This window comes from Pseudoduganella lutea (genome assembly GCF_004209755.1).
Lineage (GTDB): Bacteria > Pseudomonadota > Gammaproteobacteria > Burkholderiales > Burkholderiaceae_D > Rugamonas > Rugamonas lutea.
Genome location: NZ_CP035913.1, coordinates 6,486,760 through 6,505,430 on the forward strand (window position 1 = coordinate 6,486,760; position 18,671 = coordinate 6,505,430).

General features: G+C 64.3%; 19 protein-coding genes. 5 read left to right on the plus strand and 14 right to left on the minus strand.

Features of this window, described 5'->3' with window-relative positions:
* The first annotated feature begins 119 nt into the window (after positions 1 to 119).
* Positions 120 to 662, plus strand: a complete 543-nt coding sequence (sodC, locus tag EWM63_RS27305; protein WP_130189336.1) for a superoxide dismutase family protein — start codon at positions 120 to 122, stop codon at positions 660 to 662.
* Positions 663 to 963: 301 nt separating this feature from the next.
* Positions 964 to 1,908, plus strand: a complete 945-nt coding sequence (locus tag EWM63_RS27310) for a LysR substrate-binding domain-containing protein (RefSeq protein WP_130189337.1) — start codon at positions 964 to 966, stop codon at positions 1,906 to 1,908.
* Here EWM63_RS27310 and EWM63_RS27315 read toward each other — a convergent pair.
* A complete protein-coding gene (locus tag EWM63_RS27315) occupies positions 1,905 to 2,099 on the minus strand; it encodes a hypothetical protein (protein WP_130189338.1) in 195 nt (64 codons plus the stop codon). The genes EWM63_RS27310 and EWM63_RS27315 overlap by 4 nt on opposite strands.
* A gap of 137 nt (positions 2,100 to 2,236) precedes the next feature.
* On the opposite strand from EWM63_RS27315, the gene EWM63_RS27320 reads away from it, so the two are divergent.
* A complete protein-coding gene (locus tag EWM63_RS27320) occupies positions 2,237 to 3,304 on the plus strand; it encodes a threonine ammonia-lyase (protein WP_130189339.1) in 1,068 nt (355 codons plus the stop codon).
* Between the two features lie 91 nt (positions 3,305 to 3,395).
* Here the strand turns inward: EWM63_RS27320 and EWM63_RS27325 are convergent, their stop codons facing one another.
* The 6 genes from EWM63_RS27325 to EWM63_RS27350 form a co-directional block, all read right to left on the minus strand.
* Positions 3,396 to 4,181 (minus strand): peptidylprolyl isomerase, encoded by a 786-nt coding sequence (locus EWM63_RS27325; protein WP_130189340.1) that lies wholly within the window; start codon positions 4,179 to 4,181, stop codon positions 3,396 to 3,398.
* Between the two features lie 91 nt (positions 4,182 to 4,272).
* Positions 4,273 to 5,055, minus strand: a complete 783-nt coding sequence (locus tag EWM63_RS27330) for a peptidylprolyl isomerase (protein ID WP_130189341.1) — start codon at positions 5,053 to 5,055, stop codon at positions 4,273 to 4,275.
* Between the two features lie 91 nt (positions 5,056 to 5,146).
* Positions 5,147 to 5,419 (minus strand): BolA family protein, encoded by a 273-nt coding sequence (locus EWM63_RS27335; RefSeq protein ID WP_130189342.1) that lies wholly within the window; start codon positions 5,417 to 5,419, stop codon positions 5,147 to 5,149.
* Positions 5,416 to 6,045, minus strand: coding sequence for a septation protein A (locus EWM63_RS27340; RefSeq protein ID WP_130190647.1), 630 nt, complete (start codon positions 6,043 to 6,045; stop codon positions 5,416 to 5,418). Before EWM63_RS27340 ends, EWM63_RS27335 begins: the two co-directional genes overlap by 4 nt.
* A gap of 8 nt (positions 6,046 to 6,053) precedes the next feature.
* Positions 6,054 to 6,461 (minus strand): peptide-methionine (R)-S-oxide reductase MsrB, encoded by a 408-nt coding sequence (gene msrB, locus EWM63_RS27345; protein ID WP_130189343.1) that lies wholly within the window; start codon positions 6,459 to 6,461, stop codon positions 6,054 to 6,056.
* 22 nt (positions 6,462 to 6,483) lie between these two features.
* Positions 6,484 to 7,965, minus strand: a complete 1,482-nt coding sequence (locus tag EWM63_RS27350; protein ID WP_207221374.1) for a protein adenylyltransferase SelO — start codon at positions 7,963 to 7,965, stop codon at positions 6,484 to 6,486.
* Between the two features lie 124 nt (positions 7,966 to 8,089).
* On the opposite strand from EWM63_RS27350, the gene EWM63_RS27355 reads away from it, so the two are divergent.
* Entirely contained in the window at positions 8,090 to 10,174 is a 2,085-nt protein-coding gene (locus EWM63_RS27355) for a 3-hydroxyacyl-CoA dehydrogenase NAD-binding domain-containing protein (protein WP_130189345.1), read from the plus strand.
* Between the two features lie 51 nt (positions 10,175 to 10,225).
* On the opposite strand, the gene EWM63_RS27360 is transcribed toward EWM63_RS27355, so the two are convergent.
* Both EWM63_RS27360 and nadB read right to left on the minus strand, forming a co-directional pair.
* Positions 10,226 to 10,762, minus strand: coding sequence for a GNAT family N-acetyltransferase (locus EWM63_RS27360; protein WP_130189346.1), 537 nt, complete (start codon positions 10,760 to 10,762; stop codon positions 10,226 to 10,228).
* The gene (gene nadB / locus EWM63_RS27365; protein ID WP_130189347.1) at positions 10,759 to 12,372 is read right to left on the minus strand and encodes an L-aspartate oxidase; all 1,614 of its coding nucleotides are present in this window, start codon (positions 12,370 to 12,372) and stop codon (positions 10,759 to 10,761) included. The genes EWM63_RS27360 and nadB overlap by 4 nt, the downstream gene beginning before the upstream one ends.
* Before the next feature lie 178 nt (positions 12,373 to 12,550).
* Between nadB and EWM63_RS27370 the strand changes: the two genes are divergently transcribed.
* Entirely contained in the window at positions 12,551 to 13,309 is a 759-nt protein-coding gene (locus tag EWM63_RS27370) for a nucleoside-diphosphate sugar epimerase/dehydratase (protein WP_130189348.1), read from the plus strand.
* Here the strand turns inward: EWM63_RS27370 and prsT are convergent.
* The 5 genes from prsT to EWM63_RS27395 all read right to left on the minus strand — a co-directional run bounded on the left by prsT (position 13,306) and on the right by EWM63_RS27395 (position 18,612).
* Positions 13,306 to 15,063, minus strand: a complete 1,758-nt coding sequence (prsT, locus tag EWM63_RS27375; RefSeq protein ID WP_165390956.1) for an XrtA/PEP-CTERM system TPR-repeat protein PrsT — start codon at positions 15,061 to 15,063, stop codon at positions 13,306 to 13,308. The genes EWM63_RS27370 and prsT overlap by 4 nt on opposite strands.
* A gap of 93 nt (positions 15,064 to 15,156) precedes the next feature.
* On the minus strand, positions 15,157 to 15,789 hold the full coding sequence (locus tag EWM63_RS27380; protein ID WP_130189350.1) for a LuxR C-terminal-related transcriptional regulator: 633 nt from the start codon (positions 15,787 to 15,789) through the stop codon (positions 15,157 to 15,159).
* A 232-nt stretch (positions 15,790 to 16,021) separates the two neighbouring features.
* Complete coding sequence (locus EWM63_RS32145; RefSeq protein ID WP_207221167.1) at positions 16,022 to 16,510, minus strand: SEL1-like repeat protein; 489 nt, start codon at positions 16,508 to 16,510, stop codon at positions 16,022 to 16,024.
* A gap of 422 nt (positions 16,511 to 16,932) precedes the next feature.
* Entirely contained in the window at positions 16,933 to 17,334 is a 402-nt protein-coding gene (locus tag EWM63_RS27390; RefSeq protein ID WP_130189351.1) for an Hpt domain-containing protein, read from the minus strand.
* 9 nt (positions 17,335 to 17,343) lie between these two features.
* Entirely contained in the window at positions 17,344 to 18,612 is a 1,269-nt protein-coding gene (locus EWM63_RS27395; protein ID WP_130189352.1) for an alpha/beta hydrolase, read from the minus strand.
* Positions 18,613 to 18,671: the final 59 nt, after the last annotated feature.

Consider the following 18,671-nt stretch of genomic DNA (forward strand, 5'->3'; position numbering starts at 1 on the left):
AAAGCCGGGCTTGCCCGGCTTTTTTACGCGTGCAGTGTGGTCTGTCGCATTGCAACAGTGTTAGGATTGCAAGATTCATGCGACCGCAACGGTGCGGTTTTCACATTAGGAGCAGACAGATGCAGATTTCGATCCGACAGACCCTGGTCATGGCAGCGCTCGTCGTTGGCGCGAACGCGCAAGCGGCCGAGGTGACGGTGCCGATCCACGCCGTCGACGCGTCCGGTACCGGCAAGGCGCTCGGCAGCGTGACGATTGCGGAAACCGCCGGCGGCCTGACGTTCACGCCATCGCTGGCCGGCCTGCCGCCGGGCCCGCGCGGTTTCCACGTGCATGCCAAGGGCGACTGCTCGCCGGCCGAGACGGATGGCAAGAAAGTGCCGGCGGGCGCTGCGGGCGGCCACCTGGACCCGCACGACACGAAATCGCATCATGGCCCGGGCAAGACCGAGAAGGAAGGCCATGCCGGCGACCTGCCACGCCTCGAAGTGGCGGCCGATGGATCGGCGAAAACGCCCGTCCAGGCACCGCAGCTGAAGAAGCTGGCCGACGTGAAGGGCCGCGCGCTGATGATCCATGCCGGCGGCGACAACTATGCCGACCAGCCGGCACCACTGGGCGGTGGCGGGGCGCGTATCGCCTGCGGCGTGATCGGCGGCTGAGCCGCGCGTCATCGTTGAAAAAGCCGGGCCATGCCCGGCTTTTTCATTGCACGTTCGCCTGTCATGCAAATCAGCGCAGACGGCACGCGAGTTCCGCGAATATCCGCAGCAACGCCCTGGACCAGGCACCATGAAGCCGGAACCTTGAAGGCCGCGCACCGCACGTTGGTGCGGCGTGTGGCGGGCAGATCGGTTGGTCCATATTCCCCCCTCTTGTCGTCGGTATCGGTGAGGTATATTGTCGGCCTGCCGTCCGGCATGGACAAACGAGTAATTCTGTGGGGAAGGCCAAGGAATCCTTATGCAGCAGGGCATAGCGAACAAGACACTGCGCAGCTTGTCGGGGCTGATCGACTTCGACTGTGCGGCGCGGTGGGGCAGCTTCACGCTGGCGGCGCATGAACTGCACAAGACGCCGGCGGCGATCAGCCTGCAGGTCAAGCAGCTGGAAGAGGCGATCGGCTTCGCCTTGTTCGTGCGCCATCCCCGTCATATCGCGCTCACGCCGAAAGGCCAGGAACTGGCGGTGACGGTGGCCAAGATGCTGCGGGAACTGCGCGCGAAAGTCGATGCGCTGCGAGGGGGGAGCGAGGAAAACGTGGTGCGCATCTCCACCACGCACACGTTTGCCATCAAGTTCCTTGCGCCACGCCTGGGCCGCTTCACCCAGCTGCACCCCGAGCTCGACATACGACTCGATTCGACGGAGCGGCTGGTCGACGTGGAGCATGAGGACATGGACCTGGCGATCCGGCACGGCCTGGTCGATGGGCACCCCGGGGCGCTCTATTACGACCGGCTGGTGCCCGTGTACAGCCCGGGCCTGCTGGCTGCGGGCACAGCCGAGCTGACGCTTGCCGACCTGGGCCGCTTTCCGCTGCTGTACGACGAAACCACCGACTACTGGATCGCGCTGCTGCGCACGCACGGCGTGACGGCAGGGCGCCTTGATTTCTCGCGCGGGTTCACGAACCTGGCCGTGGCGGCGCAGGCCGCGATCGTTGGCCATGGCATCGCGCTGGTACCTTATTCGCTCGTCTGCGACGATATCGATCGCGGCATCCTGCGGCTGATGCGCGGGGCCAGCGTGGCTTATCCGCACGGCTATTACTGGGTGCTTGCGCCCACCAAGGCGGCGCTGCCGAAAGTGGTGCGTTTCAGGAGCTGGGTCGAAGGGGAGGTGGCGCACATGGAACAGACGCTGCTGGCCCTCATGGGCACTGGCGCCGACCAGGCATTGCCCTAGCGCTGCCGCAGACTGGCTCCATGCTGGCTTGCCTCTTCCGCGGCACCCAAAAAAAAGGCCTTGCCAACGTGCTTGATTGCCGGCATGATTGTTGGAATGACATCACCACCGTCCACCGCCGGGCTGCACAACACGCGCAGCCACATGAGCCGCAGCAGCGCCAGCGCTGCGGTGAGGGCACGCGCGTGCATGGTGTTCCCGCGTTTTTCCTTCCTCTCCATTATTCGAATTAGCACGGGTCGCTGAGCTGCGGCGCTGCCGGTGCTCGGCGCCCCGCAATCCCGCGCGACCCAGGTCGCATTCGCTGATCGATCCATGGAGATAACCGATGCATCCGCTTTCACCCCTGTCACCCCAGCCAACCCTGTCGTTCCCCACCTTGCCGCACATCCGCGCCACCGCCGACCGACTCGCCGGCAAAGTCCTGCACACGCCCGTGTGGCGCTGGCAGACGGGCGTCATCGAAGAAGCGTTCGCCGGCGCCGGCGAAGTCTGGCTCAAGCTGGAGCTGTTCCAGAAGACCGGCACATTCAAATTGCGCGGTGCGCTGAACTGCATCGAAGCGCTGACGGCGGCCGAGCGCACGCGCGGCGTCGTGGCCGTGAGTGCCGGCAACCATGCCGTGGCCGTAGCCTACACGGCCCGCCTGGCGGGATGCAGCGCCACGGTGGTGATGCCGCGCCATGCAAGCCCCGCCCGTATGACGGCCTGCCGCGAACTGGGCGCAAACGTCGTGCTGATGCCTGACGTGCACCAGGCATTCGCGCGGGGCGAGGCTATCGCGCGTTACGAAGGGCGCAGCATGCTGCATCCCTACGAGGGCCCGCTCACGGCGCTGGGCACGGCGACCATCGGGCTGGAACTCATGGCACAGGTACCGGGGCTCGATGCCGTAGTGGTGCCGATCGGCGGCGGCGGCCTGTGCGCCGGTATCGCCGCGGCCGTGAAGCAGATCGATCCCGCCTGTGCCGTGTATGGCGTGGAGCCGTTCGGTGCGGACGCGATGTTCCGCAGTTTCCAGTCGGGGAACACGGAGCGCCTGGACCGTGTCGATACCGTTGCCGACAGCCTCGGCGCGCCGCAGACTTTGCCTTACAGCCTGGCCGTGTGCCGGCGCTTCGTCGACGAGGTCGTGCGGGTCACGGACGATGAAATCTGTGTGGCGATGCTCGACCTGTTCCGGGATGCCAAGCTGGTTGCCGAACCTGCCGCGGCCGTGGCGACGGCGGCGCTGCTGGGGCCGCTGCGCGAACGGTTGGCTGGCAAGCGGGTGGCGCTGGTGGTGTGCGGCTCGAACATCGATGCGGAAGGTTTTGCCCGGCTGCTGGGGCGTGGCGCCGGTGTGCGCGAGCGCGAGCAGGCTGCGCGCGGCGCAGCGCTGGTCGCGTCGGCCTGAGCGTACAAGTCGGAACGTACTAGCGCTTCATGCGCGCCGCACGTAAAAAAAGCGCTCTGTACAGAGCGCTTTTTCGATGGAGCCGGCGGGCTTACTGAACCTTGGCTTTCTTGACCAGTTCGTCGCGGTAGGCGGCGATCTTGCGCTGCGTGATGCCCTGTTCGATCTGGGGCTTCACTTCTTCCAGCGCCGGGAACTTCGCGGCACGCGAACCTTCCAGCTTGATCACGTGGTAGCCATACTGCGACTGCACGGGCTTCTCGGTGATCTGGCCATCCTTCAGCGCCACCATGGCGTCGGAGAACGGCTTGACGAAGTTGGCCGGGCTTGCCCAGTCCAGGTCGCCGCCGTTGGCCGCGGAACCGGTATCCTTCGACTGCTTGGCCAGGTCTTCGAACTTGGCGCCGCCTTTCAGCTTGGCGATGATGTCGGTGGCTTCCTTTTCGGTCGCGACCAGGATGTGGCGGGCATGGTATTCCTTGTCGCCATTGGCGGCCTTCGCCTTGTCGTACTCGGCCTTGATCTCGGCATCCTTGACCGGGTTCTTCTTCACGTAGTCGGCCAGCATGGCATTGATGACGATGCTCTGGCGCGTGTTCTCCAGGGCCTGCTTGACATCAGGCTTGTTGCTGTAGCCTTGCTTGTCCGCTTCCTGGACCATCACTTCGCGGGCGATCAGGTCTTTCTTGATCGCATCGCGCAGCTGCGGGCTGTCCGGCTGCTTGTTCTGCGCGGTGACCTGCTTGACCACGGCGTCCAGGCGGGAGGCCGGGATCGCCTTGCCATTCACGGTGGCCACGTTCTGGGCGAACGCGGGTGCGGCGGCGATGCCAATGGCGATCATTGCGGTCAACAGGCGGGCTGGCTTCAAAATCATGTCACGTCCTATAAAAAAACTGGAGTTTGCCCCCGCAATGGAGGGCCGTTTCAACCGGGTGCCGGCACTGCTTAAAGGCGCCGGGTGCAATTTACTGGATCTTGGCCTTCTTGACCAGCTCTTCCTGGTAAGCCTGCAGCTTGCGCTGGGTGAGCGCTTCTTCGATCTGCGGCTTGACTTCGTCGAGCGACGGCAGCTTGGCCTGGCGAACGTCGTCCACCTTGATCACGTGGAAGCCATTCGGCGTTTGCACCGGCTTGTCCGTGACCTGGCCTTTTTGCAGGCCGACGAAGGCTTTCGAGAACACTTCCGGGAACGCGGACGGCGTTGCCCAGTCCAGGTCGCCGCCATTATTGGCGCTGCCCGTATCCTTCGACTGTTTCGCCAGGTCTTCGAACTTGGCGCCACCCTTCAGCTTGGCGATGATGTCATTGGCGGCAGCCTCGGTCTCCACGAGGATATGGCGCACGTGGTATTCCTTGTCACCGGTTTCCTTGACGAAGCGGTCGTACTCGGCCTTGACGTCGGCTTCCTTGACCGGATTCTTCTTGACGTAGTCGCCCACCATTGCCTGCACGACGAGAGCCTGCCGGGCATTTTCCATCTGCTGCTTCACGTCGGCGCTTTTCGCGTAACCCTGCTTTTCAGCTTCCTGCATCAGCACTTCGCGGCTGATCAGGTCTTTCTTGATCAGATCGCGCAGCTCGGGCGAATCCTTTTGCTGGCCCTGGGCCACCACCTGCTTGACGATCGCATCGGCGCGCGCGGTGGGAATGCCCTTGCCGTTGACCACGGCGATGTTCTGAGCGATTGCGGGAGCCGAGGCAACGGCGATCGATGCAACCAGAATGCGGAACGCTGGCTTGAAAGTCATTATTATTTCCTACGGGGAAAAGTTCTTGTCAATCGCGGGAGGAGAAGGGACTTAACGCAAAATGCTATTCATTCCTACCAAACCGCACATTTCAAATTTCCGACGGTGCCACTGCAGTAATGGCCAATGCATGAATCTCTTTATGCATCATATCGTGCACGGCATCATACACCAGCCGATGACGCGTGACGAGGTTCAGGCCGGCGAATTTTGCTGAGGTGATCCTTAAGCGATAATGGCCTCCGCCGGAAGCCGCGCCGGCATGGCCGGCGTGCAGGGCGGATTCATCTTCGAGGTCAATCTCGGCGGGGCCGAGATTGGCCAGCAGTCGCTCGCGGATCTTATCGAGGCGCGGATCGTTCATGCTTCATCCTTGATGTGTTTGGACAGGTAAAAGCCTTGGGCGACGAAGAAGACCAGCATCAGACCGGTGACACCGAATGCCTTGAAGCTGACCCATGCGCCCGTATCGGCCTTGAACAGCACGAATGCCACGAACAGGTTCAACAGGCCGAGCACGATCCAGAACATGATCCAGGCGGCATTCAGGCGCTGCCATACTTCCTCGGGCAGCGTGATCTGTTTTTCCATCGCCATGCGGATCAGGTTCTTGGCGAAGAAACGGGATGCCACGATCATCGCGATCGCAAAGCTCCAGTAAATGATGGTGGGTTTCCACTTGATGAAATCGTCGTCGTGGAAATAAATCGTCAGGCCCCCAAAGAACAGGAACACCACCATCGATACCCACAGCGCGCCATCGACCTTGCGGCCGCGCAGCAGCAAGTAGCCGATCTGCAGCGCGGTGGCGATGATGCCGGTAATGGTGGCAAGGATGATCGGTGCCTGCGAAGCGGTGATCGCACCGCCGGAGATAATGCCGGACAGGTTATCGTTGATCAACGCCTGCGCCATCTCCTCGTTGCCGCCGGCCCATTTATAACTGCCGAAGAAAACCAGCAACGGAAAGATGTCGAATAAAAATTTCATCATGGTGATTAGGCTTCCGGAGTAAAACGGAGCGCCGCGGAATTGATGCAGTAACGCAGGCCAGTCGGCGGCGGGCCGTCCGGAAATACGTGACCAAGGTGCGCATCGCAGACGGCGCAAATGATTTCGGTGCGCAGCATACCATGGGAACGGTCGACTTTCTCGATCACATTCTCCGGATCCAGGGCTTCGAAATAACTGGGCCAACCGCAACCGGATTCAAATTTCGCATCCGACCGGAACAGCGGTGTATTGCAGCACACGCAGGTATATACGCCGGCTTCATGGTGGTCCCAGTATTTACCGGTAAATGCGCGCTCGGTGGCGGCGTGCCGGGTGACCTGATACTGCATCGAATCGAGTTGTGCGCGCCATTCGGCGTCCGATTTCACTACCTTCTTGGTTTGATCGCTCATGATTTCACGGGGTGACTATATTTCAGGATGAACAGCTGACTTCGAGTCCTGCCGCCCAGTCGGGTGGCAAGGCGGCATAGTTTTCATTCTCGGGCTGCTCGTCGAATGGGCGGTCCAGCACGGCCAGCAGGCGTTCGATTTCGGAGAAATCCTTGTGTTGCGCCTTGTCGATCGCCACCTTGGCCAGATAATTGCGCAGCACGTATTTTGGATTGACGGCATTCATCGCCACCTGGCGTGCCGCGTCGGCACTGTTTTCGGCGCGCAGTCGTTCGCGGTACCTGCCTGCCCAGGCATCGAACGCGGGACGGTCGATGAACAGGTCGCGCAGCGGCTCGTCACCGGCCGGCGACGCGGCTTGCAGGCCTCCCAGCCGGCGGAAGAACAGCGTGAAGTCGGCATGGTTCGCTTGCAGCATGCTGAACATGTCGTCGAGCAGCGCACGGTCGGCTTCGCGCTTCTCGTTCAGGCCGAGCTTGGCGTGCAACAGGTCGTCGACCGCTGCGCCGAACACGCCCTGGTAGACGTCGAGTGCCGCCTGGGTCCGTTCGACCGAACCGATCAGCGGCACCAGCGCCTGCGCCAGCGCGTAGCAGTTCCAGTGGCCGATCTGCGGCTGCATCGCATACGAATAGCGGCCACCCTGGTCGGTGTGGTTGCAGATGTGCTGCGCATCGAATGCTTCCATGAAACCGAACGGGCCATAGTCGAGTGTCTGGCCGAGGATCGACATGTTATCGGTATTCATCACGCCGTGCATGAAGCCGACCGCCTGCCACTGCGCGATCAGCCGCGCCGTGCGGCGCGTGACTTCCTCGAGCAAGGCGGCATAGGGATTCTCGTCCTCGCGCAGTTCGGGATAGAAGCGGTCGATCACATAGTCGGCAAGGATGCGCAGCCGGGCTTCGTCGTTGCGGTAGAACCAGTGCTCGAAGGAGCCGAAGCGCACGAAGGTGGGCGCCATGCGCACGACCACGGCGGCCGTTTCGATGGTTTCGCGAACGATGCCCTGGTCGGAGCCGACGATGGACAGGGCGCGCGTGGTAGGAATGCCCAGCGCATGCATCGCCTCGGAACACAGCAATTCGCGGATCGACGAGCGCAGTACCGCGCGCCCGTCGCCCATGCGCGAATAGGGCGTCAGGCCCGCGCCTTTCAGCTGCAATTCGATCGGGCCGTTGGCGGTCGGCACGTCGCCGAGCAGGATCGCGCGGCCGTCGCCGAGCTGGCCGGCCCACACGCCGAACTGGTGGCCGGAATACACAGCGGACAATGGCTTCGCACGCTCGGGGACGCGGTTGCCGACCAGCACGTCGAGCGCATCGGCATCGATGGCCGCGGGATCGATGCCGATCAGCCGCGCGGCGTTGGCGCTGATGGCGACCGGGTACGGCGCCGGCAGCGGGGTCGGCATCAGCCTCGTATAGAACTCGGGCGGCAGCGTGGCGAACGAGTTATCCAGGGGTAGGGTTAGGGCAGCGATGGCAGTTCCTGTCTGGGTAATTGAAGACCAGGTCGGATTTTACCCCAGCGCGGGAAATACCAGCGGACGCGGCATCGGCAAATAGCACGGTCGGACGATAGCGGGTATAGTGCCCGGACCCATCCCGCAGAAGAGGAACCGAGACATGAGTGTGGAATATGCCCTGCACGGCGCCGTGGCCGTCATCACGTTCAACAACCCGCCCGTCAATGGCCTCGGCCTTGCGACGCGTTCCGCCGCCGTCGACGGCATCCGCCGCGCCCAGCAGGACCCGCAGGTGAAGGCCATTGTCCTGACCGGCGCCGGCAAGGTGTTCTCGGGCGGCGCGGACATTCGCGAATTCAATTCGCCGAAGGCGTTGACGGAACCAACGCTGCACACGCTGATCCGCACCGCCGAGGAATCGGTCAAGCCGGTGGTGGCGGCGATCCATGGCGTGTGCATGGGCGGTGGGCTGGAACTGGCGCTGGGGTGCCACTACCGCGTGGCGTTGCCCGGTGCCCAGGTGGCGCTGCCGGAAGTAAAGCTCGGCCTGTTGCCGGGCGCCGGCGGCACGCAGCGACTGCCCCGCGCGCTCGGGCTGGAGCCGGCGCTGGACATGATCGTGTCGGGCAATCCGGTGCTGTCGGAAAAGCTGCCGGCGCTGTTCGACGAGGTGTTCGCCGCCGGCACGGACCTGGTGGCGGCCGCGGTGGCGTTTGCGGAAAGCATCGGGGATGCGCGGCCGCTGCCGAAGGTGCGCGACCGGCAGGCCGGCCACGCCGATGCCGGGGCATTCCTGCAGGCGGCGCGGACGCAGGTCGCGGCGGCGGCCGGGCCATTCCCCGCACCACTCGAGTGCGTGGAGACGGTGGCGGCGGCGGTCACCATGCCGTTCGAACAGGGCCTGGCGTTCGAACGTGAACGGTTCATGCACCTGATCCGGACACCTGAATCGCGGGCGCTGCGGCATGCCTTCTTTGCCGAGCGCGAGGCGGCGAAAGTGCCGGGCATCTCGGCCGACACACCGCGCCGTCCCGTCGAGCGCGCCGCGGTGGTCGGCGCCGGCACGATGGGCGGGGGGATCGCGATGGCCTTCGCCAAGGCGGGTATCCCGGTCACGCTGGTCGAGTCTTCGACCGAGGCCCTCGACAAGGGTATGACGGCGATCCGCGCCCATTACGAAGGCGCCGCCGCAAAGGGCAAGCTGGCGCCGGCGTTGGTGGCGCAGCGCATGGCGCTCGTCGCGGGCACGGTGAACTTCGCGGACATTGCCGCGGCGGACATCGTCGTCGAGGCGGTCTTCGAGGACATGGACGTGAAGGAGGCCGTGTTCCGGCAACTCGACGATGTGATGAAACCGGGTGCGATCCTGGCGACCAACACGTCGACGCTGGACGTGGACCGCCTCGCCGCTGCCACGGGGCGGCCGCAGGACGTGATCGGCACGCATTTCTTCAGCCCCGCGCACGTGATGAAGCTGCTGGAAATCGTGCGCGGGCACGCGACCGGCAGCGACGTGCTGGCCACCGTGCTGGCCCTCGCGAAAAGATTGAAGAAGACCGGCGTGGTCTCCGGCGTCTGCGATGGCTTCATCGGCAACCGCATGATCGAGCAATACGTGCGACAGGCCGGTTTCCTGCTCGACGAAGGGTGCACCCCGGCCCAGGTGGATGGCGCGCTGGAACGGTTCGGCTTTGCGATGGGGCCATTCCGGATGAGCGACCTGGCCGGCAACGACATCGGCTGGGCGATCCGCAAGCGCCGCGCCGCCGAACGCCCCGACTTCGCGTATTCGAAGACGGCCGACCTGCTGTGCGAGATCGGCCGGTTCGGCCAGAAGAGCGGCGCGGGCTGGTATGACTACCGGCCGGGAGACCGTACGCCGCAGCCGAGCGCCGAAGTGGAGGAACTCATCACGACGCATTCGCGGGAACTCGGCATCGAGCGGCGCCAGATCGGTGATGCCGAGATCGTCGAGCGACTCGTGTATGCGCTGGTCAACGAAGGCGCGCGGATTCTTGAAGAAGGAATCGCGCTGCGTGCTTCCGACATCGACATGGTGTACCTGACCGGTTACGGCTTCCCGCTGTTCCGCGGGGGGCCCATGTTCCATGCGGACACGGTGGGCCTGCCGGCCGTGCTGGCCGCGATCGAACGCTTCGCCGCAGGCAGGCATGGCGATGCCTGGCAGCCTGCGCCCTTGCTGGCGCGCCTTGCTGCCGAGGGCAAGGGATTCAATCAGCGCTGATGATCAGCGCCCATGCGGAGCCGTCGGCGCCTGGCGCTCACCTTCGGGTGATCACGCCAGCCGCTTGTGCATTCGCGCAAGCGGCACACTCACGCCGCCGGGAAGCGAAAGCGCGAATTCCTCAACCGTGACATAGCCGGCGGACCGATACAGCGGAACGCCGGGCAGGGTGGCTGCCATTTCAAGCGCACGAAAGCCTGCCTGCGCCGCTTCGGCTTCGCAGTGCCGGAGCAGCCTGGTGCCCAGGCCCTGGCGCGGCATCGATGGTTCGACGAAGAATGCGCGAATGCGACCGGCCTGCGTGGCCGGATCTAGCAGCGGGTCGGCGGCGGCTTTTGCGCGGTCGGCACCGAACAGCGTGGCGCGCCTGCTCCAACCCCCGCAGGCCACCGGCTTGCCATCGTGCTCGATGAGGAAGTAGGTGCCATCCCTGATCAACTGGGTATCGACCCCGAAGATGTGGTGCGTGACCGCCTGCGCCTGTTCTTCCGTGTAGAACCCTGCACTGAGTGCGATACCGGAGCGGGCGATCAGCGCTTCGAGCGCAGGAACGTCATCCTGCGTGGCGCGGCGCAGGATGTCGGTCATCGGCGATTCGGCGTGAGGATCGTCGGCAGGGCCTTCGGCAGCGTTTCCGGATAATCCCGCGAGAAATGCAGGCCGCGGCTCTCGCGCCGCTGCAGCGCGCTATTGACGATCAGCGCGGCCACGTCAACGAGATTGCGCAGTTCCAGCAGGTCGGCCGTGATGCGGAAGTTGCGGTAATACTCGTCGATTTCCTCCTTCAGCAACGCGATGCGGTGCTGGGCGCGCTCCAGGCGCTTGGTGGTGCGCACGATGCCCACGTAGTTCCACATGGAGCGGCGCAGCTCGTCCCAGTTGTGGGCGATGACCACTTCCTCGTCGGCGTCCGTGACGCGGCTTTCGTCCCAGTCGGGCAGGTAGGGCGTGCCATTCTTTTCCTTCGACAGGATGTCCTGCGCACAGGCGCGGCCGATGACGACGCATTCGAGCAGCGAGTTGCTGGCGAGCCGGTTGGCGCCGTGCAGGCCCGTGTACCCGGTTTCGCCGACGGCATACAGGCCGGGCAGGTCGGTGCGGCCCATCATGTCGGTGACGACGCCGCCGCACGTGTAGTGGGCGGCCGGCACGACGGGAATCGGCTGCTTCGTGATGTCGATGCCCAGTTCCAGGCAGCGCGCGTAAATGGTGGGGAAGTGCTCGATCAGGAACTCGGCTGGCTTGTGGGTCATGTCGAGGTGCACATAATCCAGGCCCCGCTTCTTGATCTCGAAGTCGATCGCGCGCGCCACCACGTCGCGCGGCGCCAGCTCGGCGCGGGGATCGTGTGCCAGCATGAAGCGCTGGCCCGCTGCCGCTGCCGCTTCCGGCGGCAGCTTCAACAGGCCGCCTTCGCCGCGCATCGCTTCCGTGATCAGGAACGATTTCGCATACGGGTGATACAGGCAGGTCGGGTGGAACTGGATGAATTCCATGTTGGCGACGCGGCAGCCGGCACGCCATGCCATCGCGATGCCGTCACCGCTGGCCGTGTCGGGGTTGGTGGTGTACAGGTAGACCTTGCCCGCACCGCCGGTGCACATCACCGTGTGTTCCGCCGCGACTGTGTGCACCTCGCCGCTGCGCACATCCTGCACATACAGGCCGTGGCACTTGGGTTGCGCATTGCCGTGCGAAGGGCGGGGCCCGAGCTTGTCGGACGTGATCAGGTCGATCGCGCAGTGGTGCTCGAACAGGCTGATGTTCGGGTGGGCGCGCACCTTCTCTTCCAGCGTGACCTGCACCGCGTGGCCGGTAGCGTCCGCCGCGTGGATGATGCGGCGCTGGCTGTGGCCACCTTCACGCGTCAGGTGGAATCCCAGTTCCGCCGACGTGTCGCGCGTAAAAGGCACGCCCTGGGCGATGAGCCATTCAATCGCTTCCCGGCCATGCTCGACGATGTAGCGCGTGGCACCTTCGTCGCACAGGCCGGCACCGGCAACCAGTGTGTCGTCGATATGCTCCGCGTGGCTGTCGCCGGAATCCAGGACCGCGGCAATCCCGCCCTGGGCCCAGTTGCTGGCCCCGTCCAGCAGCTCGCGCTTGGAAACGATGGCAACCCGGCGCGTTTCGGCCAGGTGCAGGGCGACCGACAGGCCGGCCAGCCCGCTGCCGACGATGGCTACGTCAAATTTCATGGTGAGGAAGGTATTTTTCAAGAAAGAACAAGACTATAGACCATTTGCAAACACGCGTCATGCCTCGGCCCGTTTTGCGCGTTCTCAACGACTGATGGGCAGGGGTCCGGCATCATGGCTGAGCCATCCGCAGCGTGATGGCGGTTGCGCCCACCGGACGGGCGAGGGAGCCCCCACTGTGATCCGGATCTTCAACCATTACGTCTCGCGAACCGGTTTTATCCTGCTGCTGTTTGAAATGCTGATCCTGCATGCCGCCGCCAGTGCGACGGCGCTGCTCTGGAGCAGCGCGCCGCGCGGCAGCGCCGATACCTACCTGACCGGGACGCTGTTCGCGCTCGTCAATGTGTTCGCCATGAGTGCACTCGGGCTCTACCAGCAGCAATTGCGCGAAGACCTGCGCGGTGCATTGGCCCGCGTTCCTCCTGCCTTCCTGGTGGGCTTCGTGCTGGTGTCCGCCCTGATGGAAGTCATGCCTGCGATCGACCTGGGGCGTGCCACGAGCCTTGCCTTCCTGTTCGGTGGTGCCTGCGTGATGATGACGCGGGTGCTGCTGTTCACCTCGGCGCAATCCGATATCCTGGTGGAGCGACTGATCCTTATCGGCGCTGGCGCTCTGGCCCGCGAGTGTCTCGAGCTGGCCGCCACGCGCGATGGGCCGCGGCGTTTCGAGGTCGTCGGCTGCGTGCCGATGCCGGATGAAGAGCGTTGCGTGCCGGTCGCCAAGGTGCTGAAACCCGGCGAATCCCTGCTCACGCTGGCCCGTCGCCATGGCGCGAACGAGCTGGTCATTTCCGTCAGCGACCGGCGCAACGGTGCCTATCCGGTGCGCGAACTGCTCGACTGCGCACTCGGCGGCGTGCGCGTGACGGACGCGGCGGCGTTCTTCGAGCGCGAGGCCAGCCAGATCCGGGTCGACTCGCTGCAGCCGAGTTAGAAGTCCGCGAGTAGCTGGGCCGACTCCTTGTCGTTCGGATTTTCCCTGGTGGCCTGTTCCAGCCAGCGCGTGGCGTCGGCCGGCTTGCCCACCCTTGCCTGCAGCCTGGCGAGGGCGGTCATCAATGCCACGCTTTTCCTGTCAAGCGCGAGTGCCGCCTCGTAGCGCTTGCGGGCATCGTCCGGCTTTTTCTCCACAATGTCGAGATTGGCCAGGTTGTCCAGGGCGGGCAGGTACATCGGATCCAGCGCGAGCGCCTTGGCAAAGCCGGCACGTGCGCCGTCGAGATCGCCACTGCCCAGCAGCACGCCGGCGCGCAGATTCTGCAGCCTCGCACTGTCGCCTTGATTGAGCAGCGCGTCGACCACGCTCAAGGCCTTGTCAAACTGTTTGTCACGCAGGTGGCTCAGTACCAGCAGGGTGCTGGCCCGTTCCGGGCCGCTGCCCCCTTCAGCCGCGCGTTCCAGTTCAGTGATCGCTTTTGCACCGTGACCCATCTGCAGCAGGCTGAGGCCATGGCCAAGGCGCAGCTCGGCGCGCTCGGGCTTGAGTTCGCTCGCCTTTTCAAAGTAGTTGGCCGACTGTGCAAAATTATGGGCCTGCATCTCTGCTTCACCCGCCAGCGCCAGCAGGTCGGCATCGTTCGGTGCCCCCTTGAGTGCGGTGCGCATCATCTTGAGCGCCTCATCCCGTTTACCACCACGCAGCGCGACAGTTGCCAGCAACTTTGTCGTATAAGCATGGTTGGGATTTTCTTGCAAGAACTGATTCAAATATTGCTCGGCCCGGGTATCCGAGCCTGTGACCACCGATACGGCGCCAGCCAGCAGCACGCTGGGCATGTGCTCGGGTGCTGCGCGCAGCACCTGCTGCACCTGCTCCAGGGCGGACTTGTAGCGCTTTTCGCGAAAATCAAGCAAGGCCTGGGAGTAGGAGATCATCAGGTTCTTCGGCTGCGCCTTGCGGGCCAGCTTGATTTGCTGGCGCGCGTCGTCAAGGCGATCTTCCTGGATTGCCAGGTTGGCGAGATCAAGGTGGGCCTGCACATTGTTCGGCTTGACTTCGAGAATGCGCTCATAAGTCTTGCGCGCGGCTGCGATGTCATCGTCGGCACGCTGCAGGTCGCCTTTCAGGCGCAGCGATTCGACGCTGTTCGGATCCTGTGCGATCGCCAGTTCCACCAGCTGCTGTGCCTGATCGGGCTTTTCGCCGATGAGCGCCAGCTTCGCCAGGCCGAGCGTGGCATCGGCGAAGTTCGGTTTCACATGCAGGGCGCGCTCGAAGAGTGAACGGGCTTCGTCAAGCCGGTTCAGGGCAAGCAGCGCCTGGGCCCGCAAGGTCAACGATTCTGCATTCCCTTGGTCTTCCGGAAACTCGTCCAGCACGCGCTGGAACTGGCCCTGCGACAGCAGCGACTTGCCAAGCGCAGGCTGCACGGCGTCGGCTCGCGCGCCAAGGTCGCGGGCCCGTCGCAATTCCTTTTCAGCGGAGGCCATGTCGCCGGTATCGAGGTATATCTGGCCCAGCATCAACCGCGCCGGCACGTGCTCCGGTTGTTGCTGCACGACGTTCTTGAGCTGGATGATGGCCGCCTTCGCATCCCCCTGGTCACGGAAACGGCGCGCATCGGCCATCAGCTCGTCCGCTGGCAGCGGGCGGCTGCAGGCCCCGAGTGCCAGCAGCAGGGGCAGGGCAGTGATCGCCCTGCGGATAGGTGTCGTGGATGAGAGGGCGTGGAACAAACAATTCGGCATGACGGTCTCCATTGCAGGCTGAAATGCCAGCGTAGGAAATTGCCGGGCAGGCTCGTTGATCGCCCTCAACGAAGCCTGCCATCATGAACATGGTTATTGCATTGAGGCACCGGTACGAGGTGGGCGTCCGGGCAGGGTCAGCGCAATGCGGCTTCCGCTACCGATCAGACCACGCTGCGCGGCGACCACCACGGCGTGGGTGCGCGCAGTTGCGTCGAGCTTGCTCATCAATCCTTTGACGTGCGTCTTGACGGTGCCCACGCCGATGCCCAGTTCGCGCGCGATCGATTTGTTGCAGCAGCCCCGGGCAAGCAATTGCAGCACGTCGGTTTCCCGGCCCGTCAGCGATTCTCGGCTCAAGCTGTCCGCCACGCAGCGTGTTACCGCTTCCGCCATGTAGCGCATCCCCTGGCTCAATTGCCGCACTGCGCGCAACAGTTCGTCCGCCGAACAACACTGCAGCAGGTAGCCATGCACACCGCTGTCCATTGCCGTGCGTACCTGCCATTCCTTGTCGAGTTGCGTCATGATCAGCACGCGCGGCGCGGCACTGAAACGGTCCGGTGACAATTGCCTGGCCAGCGTGATACCGCTATCGTAATCGGCAATGATAACGCGGGCGTGTGCCTGGCCCTGCGGCTGGCGGTCCTGCCGCGTCAGGTGAAACTCGTTGCGCTCGTTGAGCAAGGCATGGATGCCGGCCGCCATGACGGCATCGGCGTGCATGATATGGACGGAAGGCTGGTTGACTTGCATTGTATTCTCCTGTTCCGCAACAGCGAACGGCTGTTGCTTCTCATGCATTCATGATGGAACTGCAATGCGGAGAAGGCAAGTTAAGTGATGTTAAAGGCGTTAAACACAACGGCCATTCGGCCTTGTTGCGCTTACTGTAATGCATCCGGGTGCTGCCGCCCTCTGCCATTGGCGGGATATGCCGCCAATGGCAGAGGGCGGGTCATTTCAACCCGGCGCCAGCAAGCCAGCGTGCCGCTTCGTCGCTGCCGTTCCGCGCCAGCGATGCCAGGCGTAACGTTGCCTTCGGATGCCTGTGCTCGGCCGCCTGCACATACAGCGGCCACGCCTTTTCCGGCTCGTGGCCGGTGCCGTCAGCGGCGCGGTGGTACATTTCGGCGAGCTGGAACGCCGATTCCGCGTCGCCAGCGCGTGCCGCCTCTTCGAACAGCCGCATTGCTTCGCCACGCTGCGGGGTCTTGTTCTGGTACAGCATGCCGAGTTCGCGCTTGGCCACTACCGAGCCTTGCTCGGCCCATTCACGCAGGCGTCGTTCAGCAGCCGCCCCGCCGTGGGCACCGAGGCGCTGCGCGACGGCCTCGATCTCGGAGGCTGGAGGAACCGTTCCTTCCTTGGCCTGGCACGCGATCAACGCGCCGACCATGACGAGGACCGATGCGATCAGCGCTCCCGACTTGTTGAATAATTCCATATTTTTTTTCTTGCCTTATCCAAGTCCGCACTGCGCATTGGCCGCCGCGCAGAAGGTCGTAATTTGCGTGCCGCAGTTGCAATGGCGCCAATGATACTGCCGAACTGTCGAGCAAGGGCGCACGGACGCCGCGAAGCATCTCCACGACGGGCCGGCCTCCCGATAATCAAGGCTGGATCGATGTCGATCTTAGCATGTTGTCTTTACGGAAAAGCACGCGCAGAGTCCGCAGGCGGGGTAACAATTGTAACGAGACGTTAGTACAGTCCAGCCCGCTGGCGAACTGGTCCCCGTCCGTGTCGCCAGACACGTTGCCAAGCGTCGCTACCGGTGATCCCATCAGTGTCGGTACAAAGGGCGCGATGCGACGCTGTCGCTTGGACCGGCGTGCTCTGCACGGCCATTGCAAGGCTGCAGGCAACTCAGCTGCGCTGGGTCGCCCGACCGGCGTGCTGGTCGAGCCAGGCGCCGGCATGTTCCATGACGAGCCGCAGCTCCGTCTCGGCCGCGGTAAACAGCAGTGGTATCTCCACGACGCGGCCCTCGGCCAGCGCCAGTTCCAGCGCCAGGCACGCGCCGATGAAGCGGCTGGCACCCAGTTCGCTGATGTCGCTGCGCAGATTGTGCAGGATACGCCGTGCTTCCATGAAGCGCGCCTGCTGCACGGCGTCGCCCGCCAGGTTCAACGGTTCGATGCCGTTGCCGATGCACTCGCGTACGCGGCGCACCACTTTCGCTTCGGCATGCGCATTGCCGCCCATCCGCTCGACCAGGTCGTCGACGGAAAAAACCGCATCGTCGAAGGCTGTTGCATGGACCGTCATGGCACTCTCCTAGGGATTGATTGACCAATGGTGGCCAATGGGCGACTCGACTGCCTGCAAGCCCGAACGCCCGGCTGCGGGCTGCCCGGCAATCAGTTGCCGGATATCGGCCAATATGGAATGGCCCGGTGCCGTTTGCGGCGCGCCAGTGAAACTGGTATCGGCGGCGCTGGCATCGATCGTTTGCACGCCGGCGACGGGCAGCAGCACTGCGCCACTATCACCCGCGCGTGGAACATCACGTGTTTGATGGGCAGCGCGTAGCGCTTCGTCTCCGGACGCCGCGTACAGCGTCACAACCGTACCTGCCGCCACCAGCGCGGGTGCGATATCGCGCTGGAATGCGCCGGCGTCGATATCCGGCGCGGCCAGGATAATGTGGCGCAGCCGGGGGGCCAGGTCGGGACGGGCTGCGAGCGCGGCGATGGTCGCTCCCGCCAGCGCACGCGCGCCCATGCCGTGCGCCAGCAGCAGCACCTCTGTCGGCGCGGCCTGTTCGATGAACTCGATGAGAAAAGCTGCCAGCCGAGGCTCCGACCAACCGACATTGGTTTCATCGACCATGTAGCCGGACAGCCGACCCTGCGACGGCCAGCTGTAGAACATCGGCACGCCGGCAAAGCGCAGTCCATGGGCGATCTGCGCCGTACGCCGCGCCGCATCCTCGAAGCTGGTGCGGTAGCCGGGCACGAACAGCAATGCGCTGCCGGCGGCCTTGCCGATGCTGTCGGCCAGCATGGGGAAATACTGGTCGCGCGGGACGACATCGGATCGTAGCAGCATCGCATGCCCGTCCGGATCGGCGCGGGCCTGCAGGCGCAGCAAGGTCGGCAACGCGGGCCCATCCTCCTGGCCGCCCCTCGGAACGCTGACCTCGCAACTGCCATAGCTGAGTTCCCCTCGGCCCGCGCCGAACTGGCGTGCCGGATGCCGGTCACCGGTCACCTGCCGGTCGGTGGCGAAAAACACTTGCAGCACGGCGTGATTCGCAGCGTCTGCCGGGCCCGGCATGGCACGCAGTGCACGGCGCCGGTCAACCTCCTCGACCAGGTTGCGCGCGGCAGCGCGCAGATAGCGGTCGCCCGCCAGGCCGGCGGCAGCCAGCGCGTCGGATACTGCGAACTGGCGCGACAGCGAACCGGGATCCTGCTCGAGATCGGCGACGGCTTCATCCACGCGGGGCGACTTGCCCATCAGGCGCGACTTCAGCATCTCGTACGCGGCGCCGGTACCCCCATCGGCGATCGCGGCGGTCAATGCGGTGGTAAGGACGTCCATGCGGTCTGGCTCCGGGCTACGGTAGGACGTATCTCACCACAGCCCGCATTGCAAGTCCA